We start from the raw sequence: 24,737 nt of genomic DNA, 5'->3' as shown, positions 1-24,737 counted from the left end.
CACCCCGGCTGTCGCTGCCGGGCGCGAGAGGCAGGAGCGCCAAGGGCGGGCGATTGCTGCGATAGAGCAAGATGCCTTTGTGCGGGACGTGATTGAATCATTTGATGCTTCTCTTGTTGAATCATCAATTAAACCAATAGCTTAGCGGAGATGTCGAAATGATGAAGGGTGGTCTGGGTGGCCTGATGAAACAGGCGCAGATGATGCAGGAAAACATGAAAAAGGCGCAGGAACAACTGGCCCAAGTTGAAGTCGAGGGGCAGGCCGGCGCCGGTATGGTCAAGATTCTCATGACCTGCGCGCATGATGTTCGGCGAGTCACGATAGATCCGTCCGTGATGGATGACCGCGAAATGCTGGAAGATTTGATCGCCGCTGCGGTCAACGATGCCATGCGGCGCAGTGAGACGGTGAGCCAGGAGAAAATGTCCGGGTTTTCGGCAGGCCTCAACTTGCCGCCGGGTTTCAAGTTGCCGTTCTAAGTGACCCCGTCCGGTCTTGAGGCGTTGATTGAAGCGTTGCGTTGTTTGCCCGGAATCGGGCCGAAATCGGCGCAACGCATGGCCTACCATTTGTTGCAGAGCGATCGCCAGGGGGCGCAACGGTTGGGCGATGCTCTTTTGCATGCCTTGCAGGCTATTCGTCATTGTCGGCGATGCAACACCTTGACTGAAAGCGATCTTTGCGAACGATGCGCTTCGCCGCGCCGTGATGCCAGCTTGCTGTGCGTCGTCGAGACGCCGGTCGATATGAACATGATGGAGCAGACCCAAGCCTACAAGGGGCTTTATTATGTTTTGATGGGGCGGATTTCCCCGCTGGATGGTGTTGGGCCGCGGGAGCTCGCTCTCGAGCAACTGATGGCGCGTGCGCTGGATGGCGTGGTTACTGAGGTGATACTGGCGACCAATTACACCAACGAAGGCGAGGCGACGGCCCATTATGTTGCGACGATGCTCCGGGCCAAAGGAGTCAGCGTCACGAGAATCGCGCGCGGCGTGCCGGTTGGTGGCGAACTCGAATATGTCGATAGCGGGACGCTGGCGCAAGCGCTGCGGGAGCGAAAGGCGTGTGTCGGGTGACAACGCCTTTTGTCGAAGGTTCGGTTGGCGTATAATTTAGCGTTTATTTTTAATCCCATCCAATTCCTTTAGGGGTCAGCGTAATGAGCAATCAAGGAAAAGTGGACTGCGGCCGGCGACGTTTGGTCGTTGCTACTGCAGCCGTGGGCGGAGCGGGTGCTGTAGCGGCGCTCGTCCCGTTCGTCTCCAGCTTGCTGCCGTCAGAACGCGCCAAGGCAGCTGGCGCTCCGGTTGAAGTCGATATCAGCAAGCTCGAGCCCGGTCAGATGTTGACCGTTGAGTGGCGCGGCAAGCCGGTGTGGATCATCAACCGCACCAAGGAGATGCTGGACACTCTGCCCAAGCTCGCTGATCAGGTTGCCGATCCGAAGTCGGAAAAAGCGCAGCAGCCAACGTACGCCCAGAACGAAACCCGTTCGATCAAGCCGGAAATCATGCTGGTCATCGGTATTTGTACCCATCTTGGCTGTTCTCCTTCGTCCAAGTTCAAGGCTGGAACCGAAGACGGTATGCCTGACGGATGGCTCGGCGGCTTCCTGTGTCCTTGTCATGGTTCAACCTTTGACTTTGCCGGCCGTGTTTTCAAGGCGAAGCCTGCCCCGACCAACCTCGAAGTGCCGCCGCACGTGTATCTGACCGATACCCGTATCCTGATCGGCGAAGACAAGAAGGGAGCATAAGAAATGGCTGCTGGCAATTTCGAAAAGTACAAATCCGACGGGTCTCTGGGTGGCAACTTGCTGGAATGGGTTGATGCCCGTTTCCCGGCGACTGCCATGTTCAAGGGCCACCTTTCCGAGTACTACGCTCCGAAGAACTTCAATTTCTGGTATTTCTTCGGTTCCCTTGCCCTGCTGGTTCTGGTCATCCAGATCGTCACCGGCATTTTCCTGGTCATGCACTACAAGCCGGACGCTGCCCTGAACGCCAATGGCGTGCCGGTGGCCTTCGCTTCCGTCGAATACATCATGCGTGATGTGCCGGGGGGGTGGCTGATCCGCTACATGCACTCGACTGGTGCTTCCGCCTTTTTCATCGTGGTTTACATGCACATGTTCCGTGGCTTGCTCTACGGTTCATATCGCAAGCCGCGTGAGCTGACCTGGCTGTTCGGTGTCGGCATCTTCCTGGTGCTGATGGGTGAAGCCTTCTTCGGCTATCTGCTGCCATGGGGCCAGATGTCTTTCTGGGGAGCCCAGGTGATTGTTAACCTGTTTGGTGCCATTCCAGTGATCGGTAATGACCTGTCGATCATTATTCGCGGCGACTTCGTCGTTGGCGATGCGACGCTGAACCGTTTCTTCTCCTTCCACGTCATCGCCTTCCCGCTCGTGCTGCTCGGTCTGGTTGCCGCACACGTCCTGGCGCTGCACGAAACGGGTTCGAACAATCCGGATGGTGTCGAAATCAAGGCGCTCAAGGACGAGCATGGCATTCCGCTCGACGGCATTCCGTTCCACCCGTACTACACGGTCAAGGACATCGTCGGAGTAGTGGTTTTCCTGATGGTTTTCTCCGCGGTGATGTTCTTCGCACCGGAAGGCGGCGGCTATTTCCTGGAATACAACAACTTCTTCCCGGCTGATCCGCTGAAGACCCCGCCGCACATCGCGCCGGTCTGGTACTTCACGCCGTATTACTCGGTGTTGCGTGCCATGGTCTGGAATTTCTTCGGTCTCGAAGCCAAGTTTTGGGGTGTGGTCGGCATGGGTGCTTCCGTCGTGGTCTTTGCTTTCCTGCCTTGGCTGGATCGCAGTCCGGTCAAGTCGATCCGTTATCGCGGTCCGATTTACAAGACTATGCTGACCCTGTTCGTGATCGCCTTCGTGATCCTTGGTTTCCTTGGCACCCAACCGCCTTCATACGAATTTTTCGGCATGATTCCGGGTGCTCCGGTAGCGCAGGTTCTGAGCTTCTTCTATTTCGCCTTCTTCCTGACCATGCCTTGGTGGTCGCGTATGGACAAGTTCAAGCCGGTTCCTGACCGCGTGACGATGAAGTGAGGATGCAAAAAATGAAAAAATTCCTGATCGCATTGCTCTTCGTTCCGTTGGCTGCTTTTGCCAGCAGCACGGCACATCTTGATACGTGGCCGGGGTCGGTTGGTGACAAGGCCGCTCTGCAAAACGGCGCCAAGGTCTTCGTCAACTACTGCCTGAATTGTCACGGCGCGTCCTACTTCCGCTACAACAAGCTGATGGAGCTCGGCCTGAGCGAACAACAGGTTAAGGAAAACCTGTTGTTCACCGCCGAAAAAATTGGCGAGCAGATGCGTGTTGCCGCTCGTAGCGAAGAGCAGAAGCAGTGGTTTGGTGCGGCGCCGCCGGATCTGACCATCATCGCCCGGGCCCGTGCTTCCGAAGTGGGTTCCGGTGCTGACTGGCTCTACACCTATCTGCGTTCCTTCTATCGCGACGAGACCCGTCCGACCGGCTGGAACAATGTCCTGTTCGACAAGGTCGCCATGCCGCATGTCCTCAACGCCATGCAGGGCCAGCAAGTGCTGAATCACGAAACGCACAAGCTGGAACTGGCGGTTCCGGGTGAACTGGCGCCGGCCGCCTATGACAAGACCGTTTCTGATCTAGTCGGCTTCCTGGTCTGGATGGGTGAACCCCAACAGGAATTCCGCCAAAAGCTTGGTTTCTTCGTTCTTGCCTTCCTGGCATTGCTCTTCGTGGTGGCTTACGCACTGAAGAAGGAATACTGGAAAGACATTCACTGATCCATTTTGGATCAGCTAACGGCATCGCGGGTTTGGCTCAGGCCAGCCCCCGGTGCCGAATCTCATTTTGAGGGTTACCACAAATGATGAACCTCTACTCAGGCACTACCTGCCCGTTTAGCCATCGCTGCCGCATCGTCCTGTTTGAAAAAGGCATGGACTTTCAGGTCATCGATGTCGATATGTTCAACAAGCCGGAAGAGATGGCCGCGATCAATCCGCACAACCGTGTCCCGGTTCTGGTCGAACGCGATCTGGTGCTGTTCGAGCCGAACATCATCAACGAATACATCGACGAGCGCTTCCCGCATCCGCAACTGATGCCGGCCGATCCGATCATGCGCGCCCGGGCCCGCCAGTTGCTGGTCGGCATGGAACGCGAAATCTTTTCCTTCATGGAAGTGATCGAGAAGAACGGCAAGACGGCCGACAAGGCGCGTCAGGAAATTCGCGTCCGGCTCACCGAGATCATCCCGATCTTCAACAAGCAGAAATTCATGTTGGGCGACGAATTCTCGATGCTCGACGTGGCCATCGCCCCGCTGTTGTGGCGCCTCGACCACTACGGTATCGATCTCGGCAAGGCTGCCGCGCCGTTGATGAAGTACGCCGAGCGAATTTTCAGCCGGCAAGGTTTCATCGATGCGCTGACCCCTTCCGAAAAGGCAATGCGCAAGTAAGACATGGAACTTCCGTCAACCAAGCCGTACCTGCTGCGGGCCATCTGGGAGTGGTGCTGCGATAACGGATTCACGCCGTACATCGCGGTCCAGGTCGATGGCCGCACGCGGGTGCCGCGAGAATTCATCAGCGACGGCCAGATCGTGCTCAACATTGGGCCGGACGCCAGCAACAAGCTGAATATCGGTAACGATTTCATTGAATTCCAGGCCCGCTTCGGTGGTGTCGCCCGGCAGATCTCGGTCCCCGTGCCGCAGGTTTCGGCGATTTACTCGCGGGAAAACGGTGCCGGTATGGCTTTCGAGATCGATGCCGAACCGGCCGAAGGCGAGGCAGGAGAAGCCGAGCCGGTGGGCGAAGGGGCTGATGGTGAAGCGCCGCCGGAGCCGCCGCGCCCGGAACCGGGGCGTCCCAAGTTGCAACGCATCAAATAGGGACAGCGGGTGCATTCGATGCACCAAAAAGGGGAAATTCCACCACGGGATTTCCCCTTTTCCTTTCCAAGTCCATGATTTTCCGGGGTGGCATGTCTGTTGCTGATGGCATGCCAGAAGGAAAATCATGCGAACTGAAGTCAAATCTACTTGTTGCTACTGTGGCGTCGGCTGTGGCGTCCTCATCAAAACCGAAAACGGGAAGATAGAGGGCGTGCGCGGTGACCCCGAGCACCCCGCCAACCGCGGGCGCCTGTGCACTAAGGGCGCCACCTTGCATCTGACGGCGGATCCGAGCTGCCGCCTGCTCTATCCCGAGTCGCGTGCCGTGCGCGGCCAGGTTGGCGAGCGGGTAGCCTGGGATGGCGCGCTTGATGCGGCGGCTGAGCGCTTTGCCGAAACGATCCGCCGCCATGGTCCCGATTCGGTCGCCTTCTACATCTCCGGCCAATTGATGACCGAAGACTATTACGTCTTCAACAAGCTGGCCAAGGGGCTGATCGGCACCAATAACGTCGACACCAACTCACGGCTCTGCATGTCGTCCGCCGTCGCCGGTTACAAGCAGACGCTCGGCGTCGATGCGCCGCCGTGCAGCTACGCCGACATCGCGCAGGCTGGCGTGATCTTCATCGCCGGCGCCAATCCGGCCATCGCCCATCCCATCGTCTTTCGCTACATCGAGGACGCCAAGGCGGCGAATCCCGATCTGAAGATCATCGTCGCCGACCCGCGGCGCAGCGAAAGTGCCGAGATTGCCGACCTGCATTTGCCGCTCAAGCCGGGCAGCGATATTGCCCTGTTCAACGGCATGCTGCACGTTCTGATCGCAGAGGGGCTGGTCGACCACGCCTATATTGCCGCGCATACCAACGGCTTCGCCGAACTGGCCGAGCGCGTCAGGAATTACTCACCGACGGTCGTCGCCGACCTATGCGGCCTTCCGGCGGCGGCCATCATTCAGGCGGCCCGCTGGTTCGCCGGCCACGGCCCGGCGCTGTCGCTCTATTGCCAGGGGCTCAATCAGTCGGCGCACGGCACGCACAACAACGCCGGCATCATCCACCTGCATCTGGCGACCGGCCAGATCGGCAAAGCGGGCGCCGGGCCGTTCTCGCTGACCGGCCAACCGAATGCGATGGGTGGCCGCGAAGTGGGCGGCCTGGCCAACCTGCTGTCGGCCCACCGCGACCTCGACAATCCGGAGCACCGGGCCGAGGTGGCGCGTTTGTGGGGCGTCTCGGCGGTTCCCGAGAAACCGGGCAAGTCGGCGGTCGACCTCTTTGCCAGCCTGAAAACCGGCGAGATCAAGGCGGTGTGGATCGCCTGTACCAACCCGGCGCACTCGCTGCCGAACCAGGCCGCCGTGCGCGATGCCCTGCGCACTGCGGAGTACGTCGTGCTGCAGGAGGCTTACGGCAATACCGATACGGCGGAGTTCGCCGATCTGTTGCTGCCGGCCAGTAGCTGGGGTGAAAAACACGGTACGGTGACCAATTCCGAGCGTTGCATCACGCGCGTCCGGTCGGCCGTCGAGGCGCCGGGCGAGGCCCGCCACGACTGGAAAATCGTCGTCGATTTCGCCCGCCGTCTGGGGCGCCAGCTGGACAACAAGGATGTCGAGCGGCTCTTTCCTTATGCCGTCGTCGAAGAAATTTTCAACGAACACCGGGAAACTACCCGCGGTCGCGATCTCGATATCACCGGCCTGAGCTACCCGTTGCTCGAAACGCAAGGCCCGCAACAGTGGCCGTATCCGCAAGGTGCCGCTGGCGGCAAGCTGCGGCTGTACGAGGATGGCCGTTTTCCGACGGCGGACGGTCGGGCGAAGTTCATCGCCATCGACCACCAGACGACGGCCGACCGCCTCGATGCCGACTATCCGATCAGCCTGCTTTCCGGCCGCCTGCGCGATCAATGGCATGGCATGAGCCGGACCGGCACGGTGCCGCGCCTGTTCAACCAGGAAGACGAGCCGCTGCTCGCCATGCATCCCTGCGACATGCGCCACCGCGGCCTGGAAACCGGCGATATCGCGATGGTGAGCAATCGCCGCGGCGAGTTCCGGGTCCGGGTTGCCGAGCGGGGTGGTCTGCAAAAAGGGCGGGTCTGGCTGCCGATGCACTGGGGCAGCCAGTTCATGAATTCACCCGGGGCCAATGCCGTGGTCAGCGATGCCGTCGATCCCTATTCGCTGCAGCCGGAGTTGAAGCACGCCGCGGTGCAGATCAGAAAACTTGATCTGCCCTATCCGTTGGCCGTCTTGCGCCGCTGTTCCAGCCAGACGGAAGCGCTGGCGCTGATTCAGCGGGCCCGTCTGAGCCTGAGCGCCTACCCCTATGCGACGGTCGGACTCTATGGCCGGCAGAACCCGGTCGTCGTCTTCCGGGCGGCCGCCGAGAAGGCCGTCGCCGAAGTGGCGATCGCCGAGCTCGACTGGCTGTTCGGGCTGGATGGCGAGGCGGGTGCGATTGTCTATCTCGACGCCTCGCGCCAGATCGCCAAGAAGGCGATCGCCGAAAATGGCCGGCTGCTCGGCGTCCGTCTGGCCGGCGAGACGCTGGCCCAGGCCTGGCTGAAACAGGCGATGGCGGAAGACGATCTCGATGCGACGATGATCCGCTTCGCCCTGGCGCCGACCGCCAAACCGCCGGTCAGCCTGGCGCCGCGCAATATCGTCTGCAAATGCGCCGATGTCAGCGATGTCCAGATCGTCCGGGAACTGGCGCAGGGCGCCGATCTGGCCAGCCTGCAGGAGCGCCTCAAATGCGGCAGTTTCTGTGGCGGGTGCATCCCGGAGATAAAACGCATGGTGGCAGAATACGCCCCACGACAAGCTGCGGCAGCCTGAACGCGGCGGGAGGAGACTATGAATTTCGGACAATACATCAAGGAAATCGGCCGCGGCGCCGAGGGCGCCCGCGACCTGCCGCTCGACGATGCGCGCCAGCTTTACGCGGCGATGCTCGACGGCGGCGTGCCGGATCTCGAACTGGGCGCGCTCATTCTCGGTCTGCGGGTCAAGGGCGAATCGCTCGACGAGATGCTCGGCTTTCTCTCGGCGGTCGATGAGCGCACCAACCGGCTGGAGATGCCGCATGGCCGGGTCCGGCCGATCGTCCTGCCGACCTACAACGGCGGCCGCAAGGAAGCCAACCTGACGCCCTTGCTGGCTCTGCTGTTGCAGCGCTTTGGCGTGCCGGTGCTGGTCCACGGCCTGCTTGAAGGCTTTGGCCGGATCACTTCCGGTCACATCTTCCGCGAACTGGGCATCATGCCGGTGGCGTCGACCAATCAGGCGCAGATTGCGCTCGAGGAAAAAGGCCTGGCCTTCCTGCCGCTGTCGGCCTTGTGCCCGGGCATTCACAACCTGCTCGCCTTGCGCAGCCGGATCGGCGTCCGCAACAGCGCACACAGTCTGGTCAAGCTGCTCAAGCCATTCGACGGCGACGCGGTGCTGGTCGCGCCGGCCACCCACCCCGATTTCATCGACCTGATGCGCGACATCCTGGTCAATAGCGGTCAGCGGGGACTGTTGCTGCGCGGAACCGAAGGCGAACCGTTCGCCAACCCGAAGCGCCGGCCGCGTCTGGAGTATGTCCAGCAAGGTGGGGTCGAGATCCTGTTCGAGGCCGAGCACGAAAGCCTGCGCACCCTGCCCAGCCTGCCGGAAGCCAATGATGCGGTGAACACCGCCAAGTGGATAAAGCGTGTTCTCGACAAGCAGATCCCGCTGCCCAAGCCGATCGCCAATCAGCTGGCCTGTTGTCTCTACGCCAGCGGCTATGCCGAGGACTTCAACCAGGCCAAGGCGATTGTCGCCGTCGAGGCAACCGGCCTGGCGACCGGCGGCAACTGAAGCCGATTCTGCACCGCGGTGGAGGATGATGCCCTCGTTTGGTGCGGTATTACTAGGGCGAATTCGTAAAAACTGCAATAAATCAATAGGCTGTAACGCTGGCATACTGATTGCAAGGAGTAGCCCGGTACAGCGAATCAACCGCCAACGGGGGCGGTCTGGTGGCAACGACGTCATGCGCTGAAGTAAATTTTGCACCTTCGGGTGCGCGCAACGTTGGAGTCAACCATGAGCAAACCCCGTCTCGTCCTGATCGGCAACGGCATGGCCGGTGTCCGCACCGTCGAAGAACTGCTGAAGATCAAGCCGGATCACTACGACATTACGATCTTCGGCGCCGAACCCCATCCGAACTACAACCGCATCCTGCTTTCGCCGGTACTGGCCGGCGAAATGACCATCCAGGAAATCGTCCTCAACGAACTCGACTGGTACCAGGAAAAGGGCATCACGCTGCACACCGGCAAGCAGATCAGCCAGATCGACCGGGTCAGCCGTAAGGTGATCGCCGATGACGGCACGGAAGCGCCCTATGACCGCCTGCTGATTGCCACCGGCTCGACGCCGTTCATGCTGCCGATTCCCGGCAACGACCTGCCCGGCGTGATCGGCTACCGCGACATCAAGGATACCGACGAGATGATCGAAGCCGCCCGCCTGCACAAGCACGCGGTGGTGATCGGCGGCGGCCTGCTCGGCCTGGAAGCGGCGAACGGCCTGAAGCTGCGCGGCATGGACGTCACCGTCGTGCATATCGGACCATGGCTGCTCGAACGCCAGCTCGACGAAGTGGCTGGCCGGATGCTGCAGAAGTCGCTCGAAGACAAGGGCCTCAAGTTCCTGTTGCAGAAGCAGACCGAAATGCTGGTCCAGGGCGAGAGCGGCCGGGTGGCCGCGGTGCGCTTCAAGGACGGCATGCAGATCCCGGCCGACCTCGTCGTGATGGCCGCCGGCATCCGCCCCAACTACGCGCTGGCCGAAGCCTCCGGCATCTACTGCAACCGCGGCATCGTGGTCAATGACACGATGCAGACCTACGACCCGAAGGTCTATGCCGTCGGCGAATGCGTCAGCCACCGCGGCATCGCCTACGGCCTGGTCGCGCCGCTGTTCGAGCAGGCCAAGGTCGCCGCCAACCATCTGGCCAATTACGGCATCGGCCGCTACACCGGTTCGGTGACCTCGACCAAACTGAAAGTCACCGGCATCGACCTGTTCTCGGCCGGCGACTACATGGGCGGCGAGGGCACCGAGGAAATCGTCCTCAACGACCCCTACGGCGGCGTGTACAAGAAGCTGGTGGTGCGCGACAACAAGCTGGTCGGCGGCGTGATGTACGGCGATACGGCCGACGGCCCGTGGTACTTCCAGCTGCTGAAGGATGGCCGCGACATCCACGACATCCGCGACCAGCTGATTTTCGGCCAGTCGCTGGTCGGCGACGTCGGTCACGCCGGCAACAGCAAGGCGGCTTCGATGGCCGATAGCGCCGAGGTCTGCGGCTGCAACGGCGTGACCAAAGGGAGCATCGTCAAGGCGATCAAGGAAAAGGGCTTGTTCACGCTGGACGAGGTGAAGAAGCACACCAAGGCGGCTTCCTCCTGCGGTTCCTGCGCCGGCCTGGTCGAGCAGATCCTCGCCTCGACCATCGGCGGCGCCTACACCCCGGCCGCCTCCGACAAGAAGCCGGTCTGTGGCTGCACCGAGCAGTCGCACAAGATGGTCCGCGAGGCCATCCGCGACCAGCATCTGACCAGCAAGGAAGCGGTCTTCACAGCACTCGAGTGGAAGACGCCGAACGGTTGCGACAAGTGCCGGCCGGCGGTGAACTACTACCTGATCTCGACCTGGCCGCACGCAGCCAAGGACGATCCGCAGTCGCGCTTCATCAACGAACGGGCGCACGCCAATATCCAGAAGGACGGCACCTATTCGGTGGTACCACGGATGTGGGGCGGCCTGACCAATCCCAAGGAATTGCGCGCCATCGCCGATGCCGCCGAGAAGTACAACGTGCCGACGGTGAAAGTCACCGGTGGTCAGCGCATCGACCTGCTCGGGGTGAAGAAGGAAGACCTGCCAGCCATGTGGGCCGACCTCAACGCCGCCGGCATGGTCTCCGGCCACGCCTACGGTAAGTCGATCCGCACCGTGAAGACCTGCGTCGGCATGGAGCATTGCCGTTTCGGCACGCAGCTGGCGATGTCGATGGGCATCAAGCTGGAAAAGATGCTGTTCGACATGTATGCGCCGCACAAGGTCAAGCTGGCCGTCTCCGGCTGCCCACGCAACTGCGCTGAAGCCGGCATCAAGGACGTCGGCATCATCGGCGTCGATTCCGGCTACGAGATCTACATCGCCGGCAACGGCGGCATCAAGACCGAGGTCGCCCAGTTCCTGTGCAAGGTCGGTTCGGACGAAGACGTCATGGAATATTCCGGCGCCTTCCTCCAGCTCTATCGCCTGGAGGGCTGGTATCTCGAGCGCACCTGCCATTACCTGGAGCGCGTCGGCATGGACTACGTCAAGGGCAAGATCGTCGAGGATGAAGAAGGCCGCAAGGCCTTGTATGCCGCGCTGCTCGACTCGCTGAAGGATGCCAAGGATCCGTGGGCGACGTCGCGCGAACCGGAAGCGATCAAGCAATTCATCCCAATCACGGTCGTCGCCTGAAAACCCAATACGAGGAGAGAAAAATGAGTAACTGGAAACTGATTTGCCCGCTTGAAGACATTCCGCAGCTCGGCTCGCGCATCGTCCGGCCGGCTACCGGCGGCGATATCGCCATCTTCCGCACCGCCGACGACCAGGTGTTCGCCATGCACGACAAGTGCCCGCACAAGGGCGGGCCGCTGTCGCAGGGCATCGTCCACGGCCGGCGCGTCACCTGCCCGCTGCATGGCTGGAACATCGGCCTCGACGACGGTCAGGCCGTGGCGCCGGATGTCGGTTCGTGCGGCAAGTTCGCCGTCAAAGTCGAAGACGGCCAAGTCCTGCTGGCCCTCTGATGGCCGCTCACATTGAACAAAAACAACTGATTTAAAAAGGAAATATCATGGCTTACCTAATGCCGTCCGAATTTGTCACGAAGATGGTCGATGCCGGTGAATCGAAGATCTACATGGCCACCCGCGACGCCTTGATCCGCGCCTACATGGCCGGTGCCATCCTCGCGCTGGCCGCCGTGTTCGCGGTCACCGCCTCGGTCCAGACCGGTTCGCCGCTGATCGGCGCGATCCTCTTCCCGGTCGGCTTCTGCATGCTCTACCTGCTCGGCTTCGACCTGCTCACCGGCGTCTTCGTCCTGACGCCGCTGGCCTGGCTGGACAAGCGGCCCGGCGTCACGATCAAGGCCATCCTGAAAAACTGGGGCATCGTGTTCACCGGCAACTTCCTCGGCGCGCTGACGGTGGCGTTCCTGATGGCCTTCATCTTCACCTACGGCTTCTCGACGCCGCCCAATGAAATCGGCACCAAGATCGGTCATATCGGCGAAGCGCGGACGCTCGGCTACGCCAAATACGGCCTGATGGGCTGGTTCACCATTTTCATCCGGGCCATGCTGTGCAACTGGATGGTGTCCACCGGCGTCGTCGGGGCGATGATTTCGACCACCGTCAGCGGCAAGGTGATCGCCATGTGGATGCCGATCATGGTTTTCTTCGCGATGACTTTCGAACATTCCGTGGTCAACATGTTCCTCTTCCCGTCGGGCCTGATGATGGGCGGCAATTTCTCCATCCTCGACTACCTGATCTGGAACGAGATCCCGGTGGTTCTCGGCAACCTGGTCGGCGGCCTGGCTTTCACCGGCCTGACCCTCTACGCCACGCACATCCGGACGGCGCCGAAGCGCACTTTCGCCTAATCCGGCGGACAATGGCCAAGCCCTAGCCCGCCACCGGGCTGGGGCTTTTTCGGGTCAAAGATGAGCAATCAACTGAAAATTTCCGTCGGGCAATATTCCGACAAGGGCCGCAAGGCGAGCAATCAGGATTTCCACGGCATCGCCGTGCCCCGCGAGCCGCAACTCAGCGCCAAGGGCATCGCCGTGGCGCTGGCCGACGGGATCAGCAGCAGCGAAGTCAGCCAGATCGCCAGCCAGTCGGCGGTCACCAGCTTTCTCGAAGACTACTACTGCACCTCGGAAGCCTGGTCGGTGCGGACCGCCGCCGAGCGCGTCCTGGTCGCCACCAACTCCTGGCTGCATTCGCAGACCCAGCAAAGCCAGCACCGCTACGACAAGGACCGGGGCTATGTATGCACCCTGAGCGCCCTGGTCATCAAGTCCACCACGGCGCACCTCTTCCATGTCGGCGATACGCGGATCTACCGGCTGCGCGGCGAGTTGCTCGAGCAACTGACCGAGGACCACCGGGTCTGGGTGTCATCGACGCAAAGCCACCTGGCCCGCGCCCTCGGCATCGACCGCAAGCTCGACATCGATTACCGCTCGCTGCAGATCGCCCCGGGCGATCTCTTCCTGTTGGCCAGCGATGGCGTTTACGAGCATGTTGACGGCGATTTTATCCGGGCCGCGATCAATGACTGCCCCGGCGATCTGGCGCCGGCGGCCGAAGCCATCGTCGGCGAAGCCTACCGCCGTGGCAGCCCCGACAACCTGACCGTCCAGCTGGTCAGAATCGACGAATTGCCCAGCCCGGAAGCCAATGAGATCTATCGCCAGGTCTCCGAGCTGCCTTTCGCGCCGCTGCTCGAGGCGCGGATGAATTTCGACGGCTACCAGATCGTCCGCGAAGTCCGCGGCAGCAGTCGCAGCCATATCTATCTGGCGGTCGATGGCGAAACCGGCGAACGGGTGATCATCAAGATTCCCTCCGTCGACCTGCAGGGCGATCCGGCCTATCTCGAACGCTTCCTGATGGAAGAGTGGATCGCCCGGCGGATCGACAGCGCGCATGTGCTGAAGCCGTGTTGGCAGACGCGCAAGCGCAACTACATCTACGTCGTCAGCGAATTCATCGAAGGCCAGACCCTGGCCCAGTGGATGATCGACAACCCGAAGCCCGATCTGGCCAGCGTGCGCGGCCTGCTCGAACAGATTGCCAGGGGGCTGCAGGCCTTTCATCGCCTGGAAATGGTCCATCAGGACCTGAAGCCGGACAACATCATGATCGACAGCACCGGCACGGTGAAAATCATCGATTTCGGGGCGACGCGGGTGGCCGGCGTGATGGAAATCGCCACGCCGATCGAACAGATCAACCTGCTCGGTTCCGCCGCCTATGCCGCGCCGGAATACTTCCTCGGCGAAGCCGGCTCCTCGCGCTCGGACATCTTCTCGCTCGGCGTGATCGCCTACCAGATGCTTTCCGGCCGGCTGCCGTACGGCGTCGAGGTCGCCAAGGCGCGGACCCGGGCGGCGCAACGCAAGCTCGTCTATCAATCGGTCCTCAACGACGAACGCGAGATCCCGGCCTGGCTCGACGACGCCATCCGCAAGGCCGTCGAGCCCGATCCGCTGGCCCGTTACGAGGAATTATCCGAGTTCATCTACGACCTTCATCACCCGAACCAGGCTTTCCTGAACAAGACCCGGCCGCCGCTGATCGAGCGCAATCCGGTGATTTTCTGGAAGAGCGTTTCCTTCGTCTTGCTGCTCGCCGTCATCGTGCTCGGCGCGGTCCGCCTGGGCTGAGCTTCAAGGCCGCTCGCCGGCCGCGAGGCGCCCGGCAATGGTGTCGACCACCGGCAGCAGGTCGGCGATGCTGTCGATCACATAGTGGGCGCCGGCCGCCAGGAAGGGCGGCGTGACGCGGGCGCGGATCTCGTCCAGCGTGGCCGGCGCGGCGGCGGCGAATTCGGCCTGGGTCAAGCCGCTCGGGCTGCCGGACAGGGCCAGCGCCACCGTCCACATGCCGGCGTTGCGGCCTTCGTCGATGCCGGGCAGGGTGTCGTCGACCTTGATGCAGTGGGCGACGCTGCCGATTTTCAGGTCGAGCACGCAGTGCAGCGCCATCCACGGGCCGGGGCGGGCGCCGGCCGCCAGATCGTCGGCGCAGACCGTGCAGTCCGGGCGGTAGCCGTTCTGCGCGGCGTGGCGCATCAGGGTTTCCATGACGAGGCGCGGATAGCCGGTGGTCGAGCCGATTTTCAGGCCGCGCCGGCGCAATTCGGCGACCGTTTCCAGCGTGCCGGGAATCAGCTCGGCGTGTTGCCCGACGCGTTCGACCTGCAGCGGCAGGAAAGTCTTGTACAGGGTATCGATGTCGTCGACGCCCATCGGTTTGCCTAACTGGGCGCGCCAGCGGGCGTCGATTGCCGGGTCGCGGCCGAGGGCTTCGATATGCTGCCACTTGCCGAGGCCCATCGGGCCGCGTGCTTCGGCCAGTGAAAGTTCAAAGCCATAGGCTTCGCGAAAGGCGTCGACGAAAATCTGGGTCGGGGCGAAAGAACCGAAATCGACGGTGGTGCCGGCCCAGTCGAAAATGACGGCTTCGAGGGTGGTGGTCATGGGTTGTCTCCTGAAATGGGTTGAATGCCGTGGGCTTGCTTAGCCCGAGGTCTTGCGCGAGCGGGCGGCGGCGCAAAGATTGAGAAATTCGGGGGCGAAGGGATCGAAAAGGCCATGCCGTTCGACCCGGTGCGGGGCGGCGTCGACGAAGCAGGCCTGGCCGGTGATCTGTTCGGCGATCAGCCGGCCGACGCCGCCCGACACGGCAATGCCGGCGCCGTTGCAGCCGGCCGCGATAAACAGGCCGGCGATGCGGTCGACGGCGCCGACGACCAGATTGCCGTCGGGCGTGTAGTTCGACGGGCCGGTGATGTAATGGGCGATGCCCAGGCGATCGATGGCCGGGAAGTAGCGGCGCAGTTGCTCGGCGCCGTCGGCCAGGTTTTCCCAGCCGTCCGGATCGCTCGGGTCGAAAACGAAGCCGCTCAGATCGGCCGGCAGCAGCCGGGGATCGGCCACCGCCGGGCGGCTTTCGCGGATGCCGAAGAGCAGGGCACCGATTTCCGGCCGGGCGTAGGCACGAATTTCCGGCAGCAGCACGATCGGCCCCTGGCGCGGGAAAATGGCGTCCGGCTCGGTGATCCAGTACTGGCTGCGGACCGGCGCCATCGGCAGGGGCACGCCGAGTTCGGCGCTGAGCAGACCGGCCCAGGCGCCGGCGGCATTGATGACGATGGCGGCCGGCAGGACTTCGCCGGAACGCAGTTCGACCCCGCTGACCCGGTCGTTGGCGCAGCAGATCCGCCGGACATCGGCGGCGAGCCGGATACGGACGCCGAGGTGGGCCGCCGAACGGCTGTAGGCGGTACTCAGCAAATAGGGTTCGACATAGGCCTCCTGCGGGAACAGCACGGCCGTGTCGAAGGCCGCCGGGTTGAGCCAAGGCGAGTGGCGGATTGCCTCGTCCGGCGTCAGCTTTTCGCTGACGATGCCGAATTCGCCGCAGCTGGCGGCCAGCCGGTCGAGTTCGGCGGCACCGGCGGTGCTGCTGGCGTACAGGGCGCCGACTTGGCGCAGGCCGACATCTTCCGAGAAGTCGGCACGCATCGCCTCGATCGCCCGGCGGGTTTCCTGGACCAGCGGGATGAAATGCGACTTGTCGCGAACCAGCGTGACGAGGGCGGCGGCGCGACTGGTGGCGGCGCCGGCCAGCTGCTGGCGTTCGAGCAGCAGCACGCGCTCGCCGAGGCCGCGCCGGGCCAGTGCATAGGCGATGCTGGCGCCGAAAATGCCGCCGCCGACGATCAGGATGTCACGATTCATGTTGGGCTCCGCGCCGCTGCTCAGCCATTGACCGCAACGCCCATGGCCTGGAGCGTGGCGCCCACCGCAGCGACCACCTTGTGCATGTCCTGCTCGTCGAGCGCGCCGATGCAGCCGATGCGGAAGGTGTCGACCTCGGTCAGCTTGCCCGGATAGAGGATGAAGCCGCGGGCCCGGACGGCCTCGTAAAAGTCCGTGAACCGGTAATTGGCGTCGGCCGGGGCATGGAAGGTGACGATGATCGGCGCCTGGACGGCCGGCGCCAGGAAGGGCCGTAGGCCGAGCCCGGCCATGCCTTCGATCAACGTCCGGCAGTTGCCGGCGTAGCGGGCGACCCGCGCTGCCAGGCCGCCTTCTTCGGCGTATTGCTCAAGGCCGGCATGCAGCGCGACGACGACGTGGGTCGGCGGCGTGAAGCGCCATTGCGTGGTTTTTTGCATGTAGGCCCACTGGTCGTGCAGGTCCATGGCCAGCGAGTGGCAATTGCCGGCGCTCTGTTCCAGCGCGCTCCGCCGGGCGATGACGAAGCCCATGCCGGGCACCCCTTCGAGGCATTTGCCGGAAGCGGCGATGACGGCATCGAAGGGCATGTGGCGGGCGTCGATCTCGGTGGCGCCAAAGGTGCTCATCGCGTCGACGATCAGCCGGCGGCCCTGGCGGGCCACGGCGGCGGCGATCTCGGGCAGCGGGTTGAGGATGCCGGTGCCGGTTTCGCAATGGACCTGGGCGACGTGGGTGATGCTTGGGTCGGCGATCAGCGCGGCTTCGATGGCCTGCGCCGAAGCTGGCTGGTCTTCGGCGATCGGCATATTGACGGCGGTGCGCCCGAGATAGCCGAGGATTTTCAGGATGCGGGCGCAATAGGCGCCATTGTTCGGCACCAGCACCTTGCCGTCCCTGGGCACCAGCGTGCCCAGCGCGGCTTCCACCGAGAAGGTGCCGGAGCCCTGCAGCGGCACGCAGACGTGGCTTTCTTCGCCGTGGGCGATGGCCAGCAACTGTTCGCACACGGTGCGGGTGATCTGGTTGAAGGCGCTGTCCCATGAACCCCAGTCGTGCAGCATCGCCTGCTTGGTGCGCAGCGAGGTGGTGAGCGGGCCGGGGGTCAGCAGAAGTGGGTCGCGGTCGATGGCGTACATGGTTTCTCCGGGGGTTAGCGCCTGACGTTGCGCCAGGCCTGGTGGCGTTTGAAGACGAGGTTGGTCAGCAGGCTATAGGCCAGGCTGACGACGGCCGAGGTCAGCACGACCAGCGTCGCCATCGCCGTGGCCGGGCCGATTTCGCCCGCCTCGTCAAGGTTGAGGATGGATACCGAGGCCGGCAGCGTGTGCGGCGAGTAGAGGAAGACGACGGCCGAGACGGTGGTCATCGCATTGATGAACAGATAGCGGGCGATTTCCAGCACGGCGGGTAGGCACAGCGGCAGCGTGACGCGCCAGAAGGTGACGAATTGCGAAACCTTCAGCGATGCGGACACTGCCTCGAATTCGCGGTCGATGTTCTTCAGTGCGGTGAGCGAGGTCAGATGGCAGGAGGTGTAGTAATGCACCACGTTGGCCACGACGATGATGGTCAGCGTGTGATAGAGCCCGTTCAGCGGGTTCTGCGGGTGATTGAAGAAGAGGATGAAGCCGATGCCGAGCACCATGCCCGGCACGCCCATCGGCAGCGTGGCCATGACCTGCACGGCGGAACGCAGCCAGGGCCAGCCGCCGCGGCTTTTCTCCAGCAGGTAGGCGGTGACGAAGATGAACGGCGTGCCGCACAGCGCGGTCAGTCCTGCGATTCGCAGGCTGTTCAGATAGGCGTCGAGGACGCCGGCATCGGCCAGTCCGAACACGTAATGATCGAACGACATCTCGAGGTTGTACGGCCAGAAGCGGACCAGTGAGGTGTAGGCGGTCATCCCGACGACGCCGAGCAGGGCGATGGCGAGCAGGGCGCAATAGACGAACAGCGCGCCATCGCGCCGGCCTTCGCGGCGCGCCACGTAAGGCACGGCGCGCGCCGTCAGGCTGGCCTGCTGCTTGCGCTGGACCCGCCAGTCGATCAGGAAGGCGAGCAGTACCGGCAGCAGCAGGAGCAGGGCGATCACCGCGCCGCGGTTGAAGTTCTGCTGGCCGACGACCTGGATGTAGATTTCGACGGCGAGGATCTGGAAGTTGCCGCCGATCACCTTGGGAATGCCGAAGTCGCTGATCGTGTAGGAAAAGACCACCATGGCGGCGCTGACCAGGCCGTACTTGGCGCCGGGCAGCGTGATGCTGGTGAACTTGCGCCAGCGCGAGGTACTCAGCGCGTCGGCTGCTTCGTAGAGCCGGCCGTCGGCGGTGCCGAGCGCCACCAGCAGGATCATCAGGGCGTGCGGGAAGGTGGCGTAGACCGCCGACAGCACGATGCCGATCGGGCCATAGACGCTGTATCCGGCCAGCCACGACTTGAGCACGCCCTGCGTGCCGAACCACTGGATGAAGGAAATGGCGCCGACCAGCGACGGGCCGAGCAGCGGCGACATGCCGACCAGCCGGAAGAAACCGCGCAGCGGCGTGCAACTGCGCTGGATGGCGTAGGCGTAGAAAAAGGCCAGCGGCAAGGTCAACGCGGTGACCAGGGCGCTGATCCACAGGCTGTTCCAGATCGCCGTCGCGGTGCCGGGGGCGGTGAAGAATTCGCCAAAGCGCTGCAGCGTGTAGCCGCCACCCTCGGCCTGCACGCTGCCGAGCAGGATGGCGCCGAGCGGGGCGAGCAGGAAGAGCGACAAGGCCAACGCCGCCAGTAACAGCAGCAGGGCCGACAGGCGTTCGTCGAGCGTTTTCTTGAGGCTGACGGTCGGGCCTCTCATTGTTCGTCGGCGACCAGACGGATCGCTGTGGGCGGGATGCCGATGCGCAGCGTGGCGCCGGGCACGATCGGCCAGCCGTTCAGATAATTGGTGGCGAACTGGGCGACCAGCGCCATGCCCGGGCAGTGGTCGGCGGCCAGCGTGACCAGCAGGTAGGAGCCGAGGTATTCGGCCTTGAGGACATGGGCGTAGAAACTGTTCTCGCTGCGATCCAGCGTATCGAACAGCTTGATTTCCTCGGGGCGGACGTAGAAGCGCGCATCGATGCCGGGGGCCATGTCGTCGCGATGGCGCAGGCGGAGGTTGCCGAGTTCGATGTGGCGGTTTTCGCGCGTCGTGCCGCGCAAGACATTGGTGCGGCCGATGAAGTCGGCGACGAAATCGTTGGCCGGCTGGCAATAAACGGTTTGCGGATCGCCGATCTGCTGAATGCGGCCGTGGTTCATCACGACGATGCGGTCGGCCATGGCCAGCGCTTCTTCCTGGTCGTGCGTGACCATCAGCGTGGTGACGCCGAGGCGGGTTTGCAGGCTGCGGATTTCGGAGCGCAGGCGCAGCCGCTCGATGGCGTCGAGCGCCGACAGCGGTTCGTCGAGCAGCAGCAGTTCCGGCGAGGTGGCCAGGGCGCGGGCCAGGGCGACCCGTTGTTGCTGGCCGCCGGAGAGCTGGGCCGGGTATTTTTCCTCGCTGCCGGGCAGGCCGACCAGGGTCAGCATCTCGCCGACCCGTTGCTTGATCAACTGGCGGTCGGCCTTGCGGTTGCGCAGTCCGTAGGCGACGTTTTCGGCCACCGAAAGATTGGGGAAGAGGGCGTAGGACTGAAAGACGATGCCGTAGTCGCGCTGTGCCGGCGGCAGTCGGGAAATGTCGACGGCGCCCTGCACGATGCTTCCGGCATCCTGCGTTTCGAGGCCGGCAATCGCCCGCAGCAGCGTCGTCTTGCCGCAGCCCGAAGGGCCGAGCAGGACGACGAATTCGCCGCGCTCGATGGTCAGGTCGATCGCGTCGAGGGCAAGGAAATTGCCGAAGCGCTTGACCAGTTGTCGAATGGTTAGCTGAGCCATGATGTTTGTTCCGAACCTCAGAATGGCCGGCGGCAAGGCGCCACCGGCCGGTAGTGCGCGCTTACTTGGCTTTCGGTTCGGACTTGCCGGCGTAGCGCTTCTGCCACTCGGTCAGCACGGCCTCGCGGTTCTTGCCCATCAGGTTGAAGTCGTTCTTGACCAGGCGCTGCTCGTAGTCGGTCGGCACGTGCTTCAGACGGGTGGCGACGCCGGGCAGGGCGACGACGGCGAAGTTCTTGGCGTACAGCTCGGCGGCTTCCTTGGTCGACGCCCAGTCGGAGAGCTTCTTGGCGGCGGCTAGCTGCGGCGTGCCCTTGACGATGGCGATGGCCTCGATATCCCAGCCGAGACCTTCCTTCGGATAGACGATGTCGATCGGCGCGCCCTGGTTGCGGGTCGCGTTGGCCCGGTACTCGAACGAGATGCCGACCGGGAATTCGCCGGCGCCGGCCATCTTGCAGGGCTTGGAGCCGGAATGGGTGTACACCGCGATGTTGTCGTGCAGTTTGTCCATGTACTCCCAGCCGCCCTTTTCGCCGAAGACGGTCAGCCAGGCGGTGACGTCGAGGTAGCCGGTGCCGGACGAGGCGGGGTTGGGCATGACGATCTTGCCCTTGAATTCCGGCTTCAGGAGATCCTTCCAGGATTCGATCTTGGGCAGGCCCTGTTTCTGCATTTCAACGACGTTGTAGCAGATCGCGGCACCCCAGACATTCATGCCGACCCAGCTCGGCGGATTGGCGGCGGCGCGGTAGCGCGGCGTGATGTTCTTCAGATTGGCCGGGGCGTACGGCTGGAGCATCCCCTGGCGCTCGAAGACGACCATGCTGGAAGCGGCGACGCCCATGATCACGTCGGCCACCGGCTTGGCTTTTTCGGCCAGCAGCTTGGCGGTGACGATACCGGTCGAGTCGCGCGTCCACTTCAGTTCGATATCGGGATAAACCTTGTTGAAGCCTTCCTGGTAAGCCTTGAGCTGATCCGTTTCAAGTGCGGTATACACATTGAGCACGGTCTTTTCGGCGTGGGCGGGAAGGGTCGCGGCCAGGGCAAGGCCTGCGAGAGTCAGATACTTGGCGATAAGTTTGATGTGCATCGTGCAATCTCCTGCTGGTGAAAGAATCGGGAAGGACCGGCTGGCGGACCTCTCCGGAGTCTGGACGGGGAAAACGACAGATTGATGACGGGACCGCGCTGTAATCTCCGTGACATACCGCGTGGCTAAACTGCGCTCATGGTATTTTTTGTTTATTGCAGTTTGTTGACAATCAACAATAGTCCGAACGATAGAATCAAGGATTTGTGGAACTCATGGCCATGCCCGAAACCCTAGCCGACTCGACCGATTCCGCCCTGGCGCTGGTGCAGCGAACTTCGCTGACGCGGCTCATGGCCGATGCCGTCGAAAACCTGATCCTGACCGGGGAAATGCCGCCCGGCACGAAGCTCAACGAGGCGGCCATCGCCGAGCGTTTCGGCGTGTCGCGCGGCCCGCTGCGCGAGGCCTTGCGGATGCTCGAGGAGAGCGGCCTGATCCGCCAGGAGAAGAACCGCGGCGCCTTCGTCCGCGAGATCGATCTCGACGAGGCGGCGGAAATCTACGACGTCCGCGCCGGCCTCGACGCGACGGCCGGCCGCCTGCTGGCGCCGCGCATCACGCCCGAGCAGGTCGCCGCCTTGCGCGCCCTGGCCGACGAAATGCAGGAAGTCGCCGGGCGCAACGACGTGGACCGCTTCCATCGGCTCAACCTGGCTTTTCACGACCGACTGATCGGCTTTGCCGGCAATCGCAGCCTGAGCGAAATCTATCAGCGCCTGGTCAAGCAACTGGCCCTGTTCCGCCGGCGCAACCTGCTGGTGCCGCAGGCGATTCCGCTGTTCGCCGACGAGCACAGCGCGATCGTCGATTGTCTGGCGGCCGGCGATGCCACGGCCAGCGGCGAAGCGCTCTACCGCCATGCCCAGGGCGGCAAAGCGCGGATGCAGCAGCAACGACCGATCGGCTAGGCCGCTTCTTTTTCAACCTCTGCGCGGAGTAGCAAGCATGCAGAAGCACATCGATAGCGCCGAGGGCGACATCAATCTGGGCGACCGCCGGCAGGCTTGGCAGTCGGAAAACATCGGTCCGGCCAGCCGCCGGTTGCTCGATGAAGATGCCCGCTGGTTCCTCCATCAGTCGATGTCCACGCCGTGCCTGAACGGCCTGGCGGGGGCGGGCGGTTCCTGGCTGACCGATGTCGAAGGCCGGCGCATTCTCGATTTTCACGGTAACAGCCTGCACCAGATCGGCCACGGTCATCCGCGGGTGGTCGCGGCGATCAAGCAAACGCTCGATACCCTGCCGTTCAGCCCGCGCCGCTATACCAACCAGCCGGCGGTCGACCTGGCGCGTCGCCTATGCACGGCGGCGCCGGGCGGCGACAACAAGCTGCTGCTGGCGCCCGGCGGCACGGCGGCGATCGGCATGGCCCTGAAACTGGCGCGGCTGGTGACCGGCCGCTTCAAGACGCTGTCGATGTGGGACAGCTTCCACGGCGCCTCGCTGGATGCCATTTCGATCGGCGGCGAGGCGGTCTTCCGCCGCGGCATCGGCCCGCTGCTGCCGGGCAGCGAGCATGTGCCGCCCTGCGATCCAGGTCGCTGCATCTTCGGTTGCGGCGGCCAGTGCGCCCTGCGCTGCGTCGATTACATCGACTATTGCCTGGAGAAGGAGGGCGACGTCGCCGCGGTCATCGTCGAAACCATCCGTTGCACCGATGTCCAGATCCCGCCGCCCGAGTACTATCAACGGCTGCGGGCGGCCTGCGACCGGCACGGGGCGCTGCTTATCCTCGATGAAATTCCGATCGCGCTGGGCCGGACCGGCCACCTGTTCGCCATCGAACGCTACGGCATCGTGCCGGACATGCTGGTTATCGGCAAAGGCCTGGGCGGCGGCGTCTTCCCGCTGGCCGCCTTGATCGCCCGGGCCGAGTTCGATGTCGGCCAGCATATTTCGCTCGGTCACTACACCCATGAAAAGAACCCGGTAGCCTGCGCCGCGGCCTTGGCTACCCTCGACGTGCTGGCCGAGGAAAACCTGATCGAGCGTAGTCGCCGGCTCGGCACCGAGTCGCTCAGTCACCTGCAGACCATCGCCGCCGGCTGTGGCGCGGTGGCCGAGGTGCGCGGCGCCGGCCTGCTGCTCGCCGTCGAACTGCGCGACCATGCTGGGCGCCGGGCCGGCGATCTGGCCGAGGCGGTGCTCTACCGCTGCCTGTCGGCCGGCCTGTCGTTCAAGGTCGGGCAGGGCAATGTGCTGGTGCTGGCGCCGCCGCTGAATATCGACGAAGCCGATCTGGAGCAGGCCTTCGCCATCCTGGAAAGCGCGCTGCAGGTCGAGTGCGGTGCTTGAGGTCGGCCTCAGCACCGGCGTGGCCGGCGCCGTGCTCGGCGCCGCCCTGCTGCATGCGAGCTGGAATGCGCTGATCCGGGGGGCCGGCAACAAGGCGCATTTCACCTTGTTGCTGTCGGCCGCCAGTTCGCTGCTCAGCGTTGGCGGCGTGCTCTTCTTCGGCCTGCCCAAGGCCGCCGCCTGGCCCTTCCTGCTGGCCTCGGTGGCGCTGCACACGATCTACATCATCTGGATGATCCGGGCCTACGAAGGCGGTGGCCTGGTGCTCAGCTACACCATCATGCGCGGTGTGCCGCCGCTGATCGTCGCCCTGGCCTCCGGGCCGCTGCTCGGCGAGCCGCTCAGGGCCGACGACTGGTTGGGCATCGTGCTGATCTGTTGCGGGGTGATCGGCATCGGCTTTGCCTCGGGCAATTCGCTGCGCGCCCTGCTCGGCCAGCCGGCGACGCGGGCCGCCTTGATGAATGCCGGGGCGATCGCCGCCTACACCGTGGTCGATGGCTACGGCGCCCGGCTGTCCGGCGCGCCGCTCAGCTACGCCTTCAGCCTGTTCGTCCTCGAACCGCTGTTCATCCTGGGCCTCAGTTACCGCCGCCAGGGGCGCGCCATGCTCGTCTATTTTCGCGGCAACTGGCGGCTCGGCGTGGTCGGCGCCGTCTGTTCGATGGCCGCCTACGCCACTGTGCTGTGGGCGATGACCCAGGCGCCGATCGCCATGGTCGCCGCGCTGCGCGAGACGTCGGTGGTCTTCGCGGTGTTGCTGGGCTGCCTGTGGTTCAAGGAAGGCAAACTTGGGCCGGCGCTCGCCGCGGCACTGATCGTCGTGGTCGGGATCTTTTTGCTGCGCTTGTGAGTCCACGTTATATCGCTTCGCCGCTCACCGATTCTTTGCTTTAACATCGCGGCTCGCTCGGGCCG

The 24,737-nt window shown here is 63.4% G+C and carries 23 protein-coding genes (1 of these 23 running past the window's edge); 17 read left to right on the top strand and 6 right to left on the bottom strand.

Features of this window, described 5'->3' with window-relative positions:
• The 14 genes from dnaX to ACLIKD_RS14765 all read left to right on the top strand — a co-directional run.
• Positions 1-145 carry the 3' end of a DNA polymerase III subunit gamma/tau gene (dnaX, locus tag ACLIKD_RS14830; protein ID WP_428825670.1) on the top strand. 1,469 nt of this gene lie to the left of the window's left edge, so the window shows 145 of its 1,614 coding nt (coding positions 1,470-1,614); its start codon lies beyond the left edge, outside the window; the stop codon is at positions 143-145.
• A 13-nt stretch (positions 146-158) separates the two neighbouring features.
• Entirely contained in the window at positions 159-482 is a 324-nt protein-coding gene (locus tag ACLIKD_RS14825) for a YbaB/EbfC family nucleoid-associated protein (RefSeq protein WP_428825669.1), read from the top strand.
• On the top strand, positions 483-1,082 hold the full coding sequence (gene recR, locus ACLIKD_RS14820; protein WP_226417013.1) for a recombination mediator RecR: 600 nt from the start codon (positions 483-485) through the stop codon (positions 1,080-1,082).
• Positions 1,083-1,165: 83 nt separating this feature from the next.
• Positions 1,166-1,762, top strand: a complete 597-nt coding sequence (gene petA / locus ACLIKD_RS14815; protein WP_226417012.1) for a ubiquinol-cytochrome c reductase iron-sulfur subunit — start codon at positions 1,166-1,168, stop codon at positions 1,760-1,762.
• Between the two features lie 3 nt (positions 1,763-1,765).
• Positions 1,766-3,085, top strand: a complete 1,320-nt coding sequence (locus tag ACLIKD_RS14810; protein ID WP_226417011.1) for a cytochrome b — start codon at positions 1,766-1,768, stop codon at positions 3,083-3,085.
• An 11-nt stretch (positions 3,086-3,096) separates the two neighbouring features.
• Positions 3,097-3,807: a cytochrome c1 gene (locus tag ACLIKD_RS14805; protein ID WP_226417010.1), complete on the top strand. Its 711-nt coding sequence runs from the start codon at positions 3,097-3,099 to the stop codon at positions 3,805-3,807.
• A gap of 83 nt (positions 3,808-3,890) precedes the next feature.
• Positions 3,891-4,487, top strand: coding sequence for a glutathione S-transferase N-terminal domain-containing protein (locus ACLIKD_RS14800; protein ID WP_226417009.1), 597 nt, complete (start codon positions 3,891-3,893; stop codon positions 4,485-4,487).
• Between the two features lie 3 nt (positions 4,488-4,490).
• Positions 4,491-4,922 carry a ClpXP protease specificity-enhancing factor gene (locus ACLIKD_RS14795; protein WP_428825668.1) on the top strand — a complete coding sequence of 144 codons (432 nt, stop codon included), beginning with the start codon at positions 4,491-4,493 and terminating at the stop codon, positions 4,920-4,922.
• A gap of 127 nt (positions 4,923-5,049) precedes the next feature.
• Complete coding sequence (locus ACLIKD_RS14790; RefSeq protein WP_428825667.1) at positions 5,050-7,773, top strand: molybdopterin-dependent oxidoreductase; 2,724 nt, start codon at positions 5,050-5,052, stop codon at positions 7,771-7,773.
• 18 nt (positions 7,774-7,791) lie between these two features.
• Positions 7,792-8,781: a DNA-binding protein YbiB gene (ybiB, locus tag ACLIKD_RS14785; protein WP_226471531.1), complete on the top strand. Its 990-nt coding sequence runs from the start codon at positions 7,792-7,794 to the stop codon at positions 8,779-8,781.
• Positions 8,782-9,009: 228 nt separating this feature from the next.
• On the top strand, positions 9,010-11,454 hold the full coding sequence (nirB, locus tag ACLIKD_RS14780; protein ID WP_428825666.1) for a nitrite reductase large subunit NirB: 2,445 nt from the start codon (positions 9,010-9,012) through the stop codon (positions 11,452-11,454).
• Between the two features lie 23 nt (positions 11,455-11,477).
• Positions 11,478-11,789, top strand: coding sequence for a nitrite reductase small subunit NirD (nirD, locus tag ACLIKD_RS14775; RefSeq protein WP_226417004.1), 312 nt, complete (start codon positions 11,478-11,480; stop codon positions 11,787-11,789).
• Between the two features lie 47 nt (positions 11,790-11,836).
• Positions 11,837-12,649 carry a formate/nitrite transporter family protein gene (locus ACLIKD_RS14770; RefSeq protein ID WP_226417003.1) on the top strand — a complete coding sequence of 271 codons (813 nt, stop codon included), beginning with the start codon at positions 11,837-11,839 and terminating at the stop codon, positions 12,647-12,649.
• A 60-nt stretch (positions 12,650-12,709) separates the two neighbouring features.
• Positions 12,710-14,440: a protein kinase domain-containing protein gene (locus tag ACLIKD_RS14765; RefSeq protein ID WP_428825665.1), complete on the top strand. Its 1,731-nt coding sequence runs from the start codon at positions 12,710-12,712 to the stop codon at positions 14,438-14,440.
• Positions 14,441-14,443: 3 nt separating this feature from the next.
• Here the strand turns inward: ACLIKD_RS14765 and phnX are convergent, their stop codons facing one another.
• The 6 genes from phnX to ACLIKD_RS14735 all read right to left on the bottom strand — a co-directional run bounded on the left by phnX (position 14,444) and on the right by ACLIKD_RS14735 (position 21,521).
• Complete coding sequence (gene phnX, locus ACLIKD_RS14760) at positions 14,444-15,256, bottom strand: phosphonoacetaldehyde hydrolase (RefSeq protein ID WP_428825664.1); 813 nt, start codon at positions 15,254-15,256, stop codon at positions 14,444-14,446.
• A 39-nt stretch (positions 15,257-15,295) separates the two neighbouring features.
• Complete coding sequence (locus ACLIKD_RS14755) at positions 15,296-16,519, bottom strand: NAD(P)/FAD-dependent oxidoreductase (protein WP_428825663.1); 1,224 nt, start codon at positions 16,517-16,519, stop codon at positions 15,296-15,298.
• A 20-nt stretch (positions 16,520-16,539) separates the two neighbouring features.
• The gene (locus tag ACLIKD_RS14750; RefSeq protein WP_428825662.1) at positions 16,540-17,658 is read right to left on the bottom strand and encodes a 2-aminoethylphosphonate--pyruvate transaminase; all 1,119 of its coding nucleotides are present in this window, start codon (positions 17,656-17,658) and stop codon (positions 16,540-16,542) included.
• A 14-nt stretch (positions 17,659-17,672) separates the two neighbouring features.
• Positions 17,673-19,361: a putative 2-aminoethylphosphonate ABC transporter permease subunit gene (locus ACLIKD_RS14745; protein WP_428825661.1), complete on the bottom strand. Its 1,689-nt coding sequence runs from the start codon at positions 19,359-19,361 to the stop codon at positions 17,673-17,675.
• Positions 19,358-20,425 (bottom strand): putative 2-aminoethylphosphonate ABC transporter ATP-binding protein, encoded by a 1,068-nt coding sequence (locus tag ACLIKD_RS14740; RefSeq protein WP_428825660.1) that lies wholly within the window; start codon positions 20,423-20,425, stop codon positions 19,358-19,360. Before ACLIKD_RS14740 ends, ACLIKD_RS14745 begins: the two co-directional genes overlap by 4 nt.
• A 61-nt stretch (positions 20,426-20,486) precedes the next feature.
• The gene (locus ACLIKD_RS14735) at positions 20,487-21,521 is read right to left on the bottom strand and encodes a putative 2-aminoethylphosphonate ABC transporter substrate-binding protein (RefSeq protein ID WP_428825659.1); all 1,035 of its coding nucleotides are present in this window, start codon (positions 21,519-21,521) and stop codon (positions 20,487-20,489) included.
• Between the two features lie 221 nt (positions 21,522-21,742).
• Between ACLIKD_RS14735 and ACLIKD_RS14730 the strand changes: the two genes are divergently transcribed.
• From ACLIKD_RS14730 to ACLIKD_RS14720, 3 genes are read left to right on the top strand one after another with little or no spacing between them, the layout of a single operon-like run.
• Entirely contained in the window at positions 21,743-22,432 is a 690-nt protein-coding gene (locus ACLIKD_RS14730; RefSeq protein ID WP_428825658.1) for an FCD domain-containing protein, read from the top strand.
• 37 nt (positions 22,433-22,469) lie between these two features.
• A complete protein-coding gene (pbfA, locus tag ACLIKD_RS14725) occupies positions 22,470-23,819 on the top strand; it encodes a (R)-1-hydroxy-2-aminoethylphosphonate ammonia-lyase (protein ID WP_428825657.1) in 1,350 nt (449 codons plus the stop codon).
• Entirely contained in the window at positions 23,812-24,672 is an 861-nt protein-coding gene (locus ACLIKD_RS14720) for a hypothetical protein (RefSeq protein ID WP_428825656.1), read from the top strand. The genes pbfA and ACLIKD_RS14720 overlap by 8 nt, the downstream gene beginning before the upstream one ends.
• Positions 24,673-24,737 lie beyond the last annotated feature (65 nt).

It is taken from the genome of Azonexus sp. IMCC34842 (genome assembly GCF_050368855.1).
Lineage (GTDB): Bacteria > Pseudomonadota > Gammaproteobacteria > Burkholderiales > Rhodocyclaceae > Azonexus > Azonexus denitrificans_A.
The sequence above is the reverse complement of the archived record's forward strand: the minus strand, read 5'-3'. Positions and strand labels throughout refer to the sequence as shown.

What these genes read in the sequence shown, in the direction of transcription:
- ybiB (WP_226471531.1), top strand. Translation starts at nt 7,792, where the DNA reads ATGAATTTCGGACAATACATCAAGGAAATCGGCCGCGGCGCCGAGGGC.
- ACLIKD_RS14770 (WP_226417003.1), top strand. Translation starts at nt 11,837, where the DNA reads ATGGCTTACCTAATGCCGTCCGAATTTGTCACGAAGATGGTCGATGCC.
- nirB (WP_428825666.1), top strand. Translation starts at nt 9,010, where the DNA reads ATGAGCAAACCCCGTCTCGTCCTGATCGGCAACGGCATGGCCGGTGTC.
- ACLIKD_RS14745 (WP_428825661.1), bottom strand. Translation starts at nt 19,361, where the DNA reads ATGAGAGGCCCGACCGTCAGCCTCAAGAAAACGCTCGACGAACGCCTG.
- phnX (WP_428825664.1), bottom strand. Translation starts at nt 15,256, where the DNA reads ATGACCACCACCCTCGAAGCCGTCATTTTCGACTGGGCCGGCACCACC.
- pbfA (WP_428825657.1), top strand. Translation starts at nt 22,470, where the DNA reads ATGCAGAAGCACATCGATAGCGCCGAGGGCGACATCAATCTGGGCGAC.
- ACLIKD_RS14795 (WP_428825668.1), top strand. Translation starts at nt 4,491, where the DNA reads ATGGAACTTCCGTCAACCAAGCCGTACCTGCTGCGGGCCATCTGGGAG.
- ACLIKD_RS14755 (WP_428825663.1), bottom strand. Translation starts at nt 16,519, where the DNA reads ATGAATCGTGACATCCTGATCGTCGGCGGCGGCATTTTCGGCGCCAGC.
- ACLIKD_RS14740 (WP_428825660.1), bottom strand. Translation starts at nt 20,425, where the DNA reads ATGGCTCAGCTAACCATTCGACAACTGGTCAAGCGCTTCGGCAATTTC.
- ACLIKD_RS14810 (WP_226417011.1), top strand. Translation starts at nt 1,766, where the DNA reads ATGGCTGCTGGCAATTTCGAAAAGTACAAATCCGACGGGTCTCTGGGT.
- ACLIKD_RS14790 (WP_428825667.1), top strand. Translation starts at nt 5,050, where the DNA reads ATGCGAACTGAAGTCAAATCTACTTGTTGCTACTGTGGCGTCGGCTGT.
- petA (WP_226417012.1), top strand. Translation starts at nt 1,166, where the DNA reads ATGAGCAATCAAGGAAAAGTGGACTGCGGCCGGCGACGTTTGGTCGTT.
- ACLIKD_RS14825 (WP_428825669.1), top strand. Translation starts at nt 159, where the DNA reads ATGATGAAGGGTGGTCTGGGTGGCCTGATGAAACAGGCGCAGATGATG.
- ACLIKD_RS14800 (WP_226417009.1), top strand. Translation starts at nt 3,891, where the DNA reads ATGATGAACCTCTACTCAGGCACTACCTGCCCGTTTAGCCATCGCTGC.
- ACLIKD_RS14765 (WP_428825665.1), top strand. Translation starts at nt 12,710, where the DNA reads ATGAGCAATCAACTGAAAATTTCCGTCGGGCAATATTCCGACAAGGGC.
- ACLIKD_RS14735 (WP_428825659.1), bottom strand. Translation starts at nt 21,521, where the DNA reads ATGCACATCAAACTTATCGCCAAGTATCTGACTCTCGCAGGCCTTGCC.
- ACLIKD_RS14730 (WP_428825658.1), top strand. Translation starts at nt 21,743, where the DNA reads ATGCCCGAAACCCTAGCCGACTCGACCGATTCCGCCCTGGCGCTGGTG.
- ACLIKD_RS14750 (WP_428825662.1), bottom strand. Translation starts at nt 17,658, where the DNA reads ATGTACGCCATCGACCGCGACCCACTTCTGCTGACCCCCGGCCCGCTC.
- nirD (WP_226417004.1), top strand. Translation starts at nt 11,478, where the DNA reads ATGAGTAACTGGAAACTGATTTGCCCGCTTGAAGACATTCCGCAGCTC.
- ACLIKD_RS14805 (WP_226417010.1), top strand. Translation starts at nt 3,097, where the DNA reads ATGAAAAAATTCCTGATCGCATTGCTCTTCGTTCCGTTGGCTGCTTTT.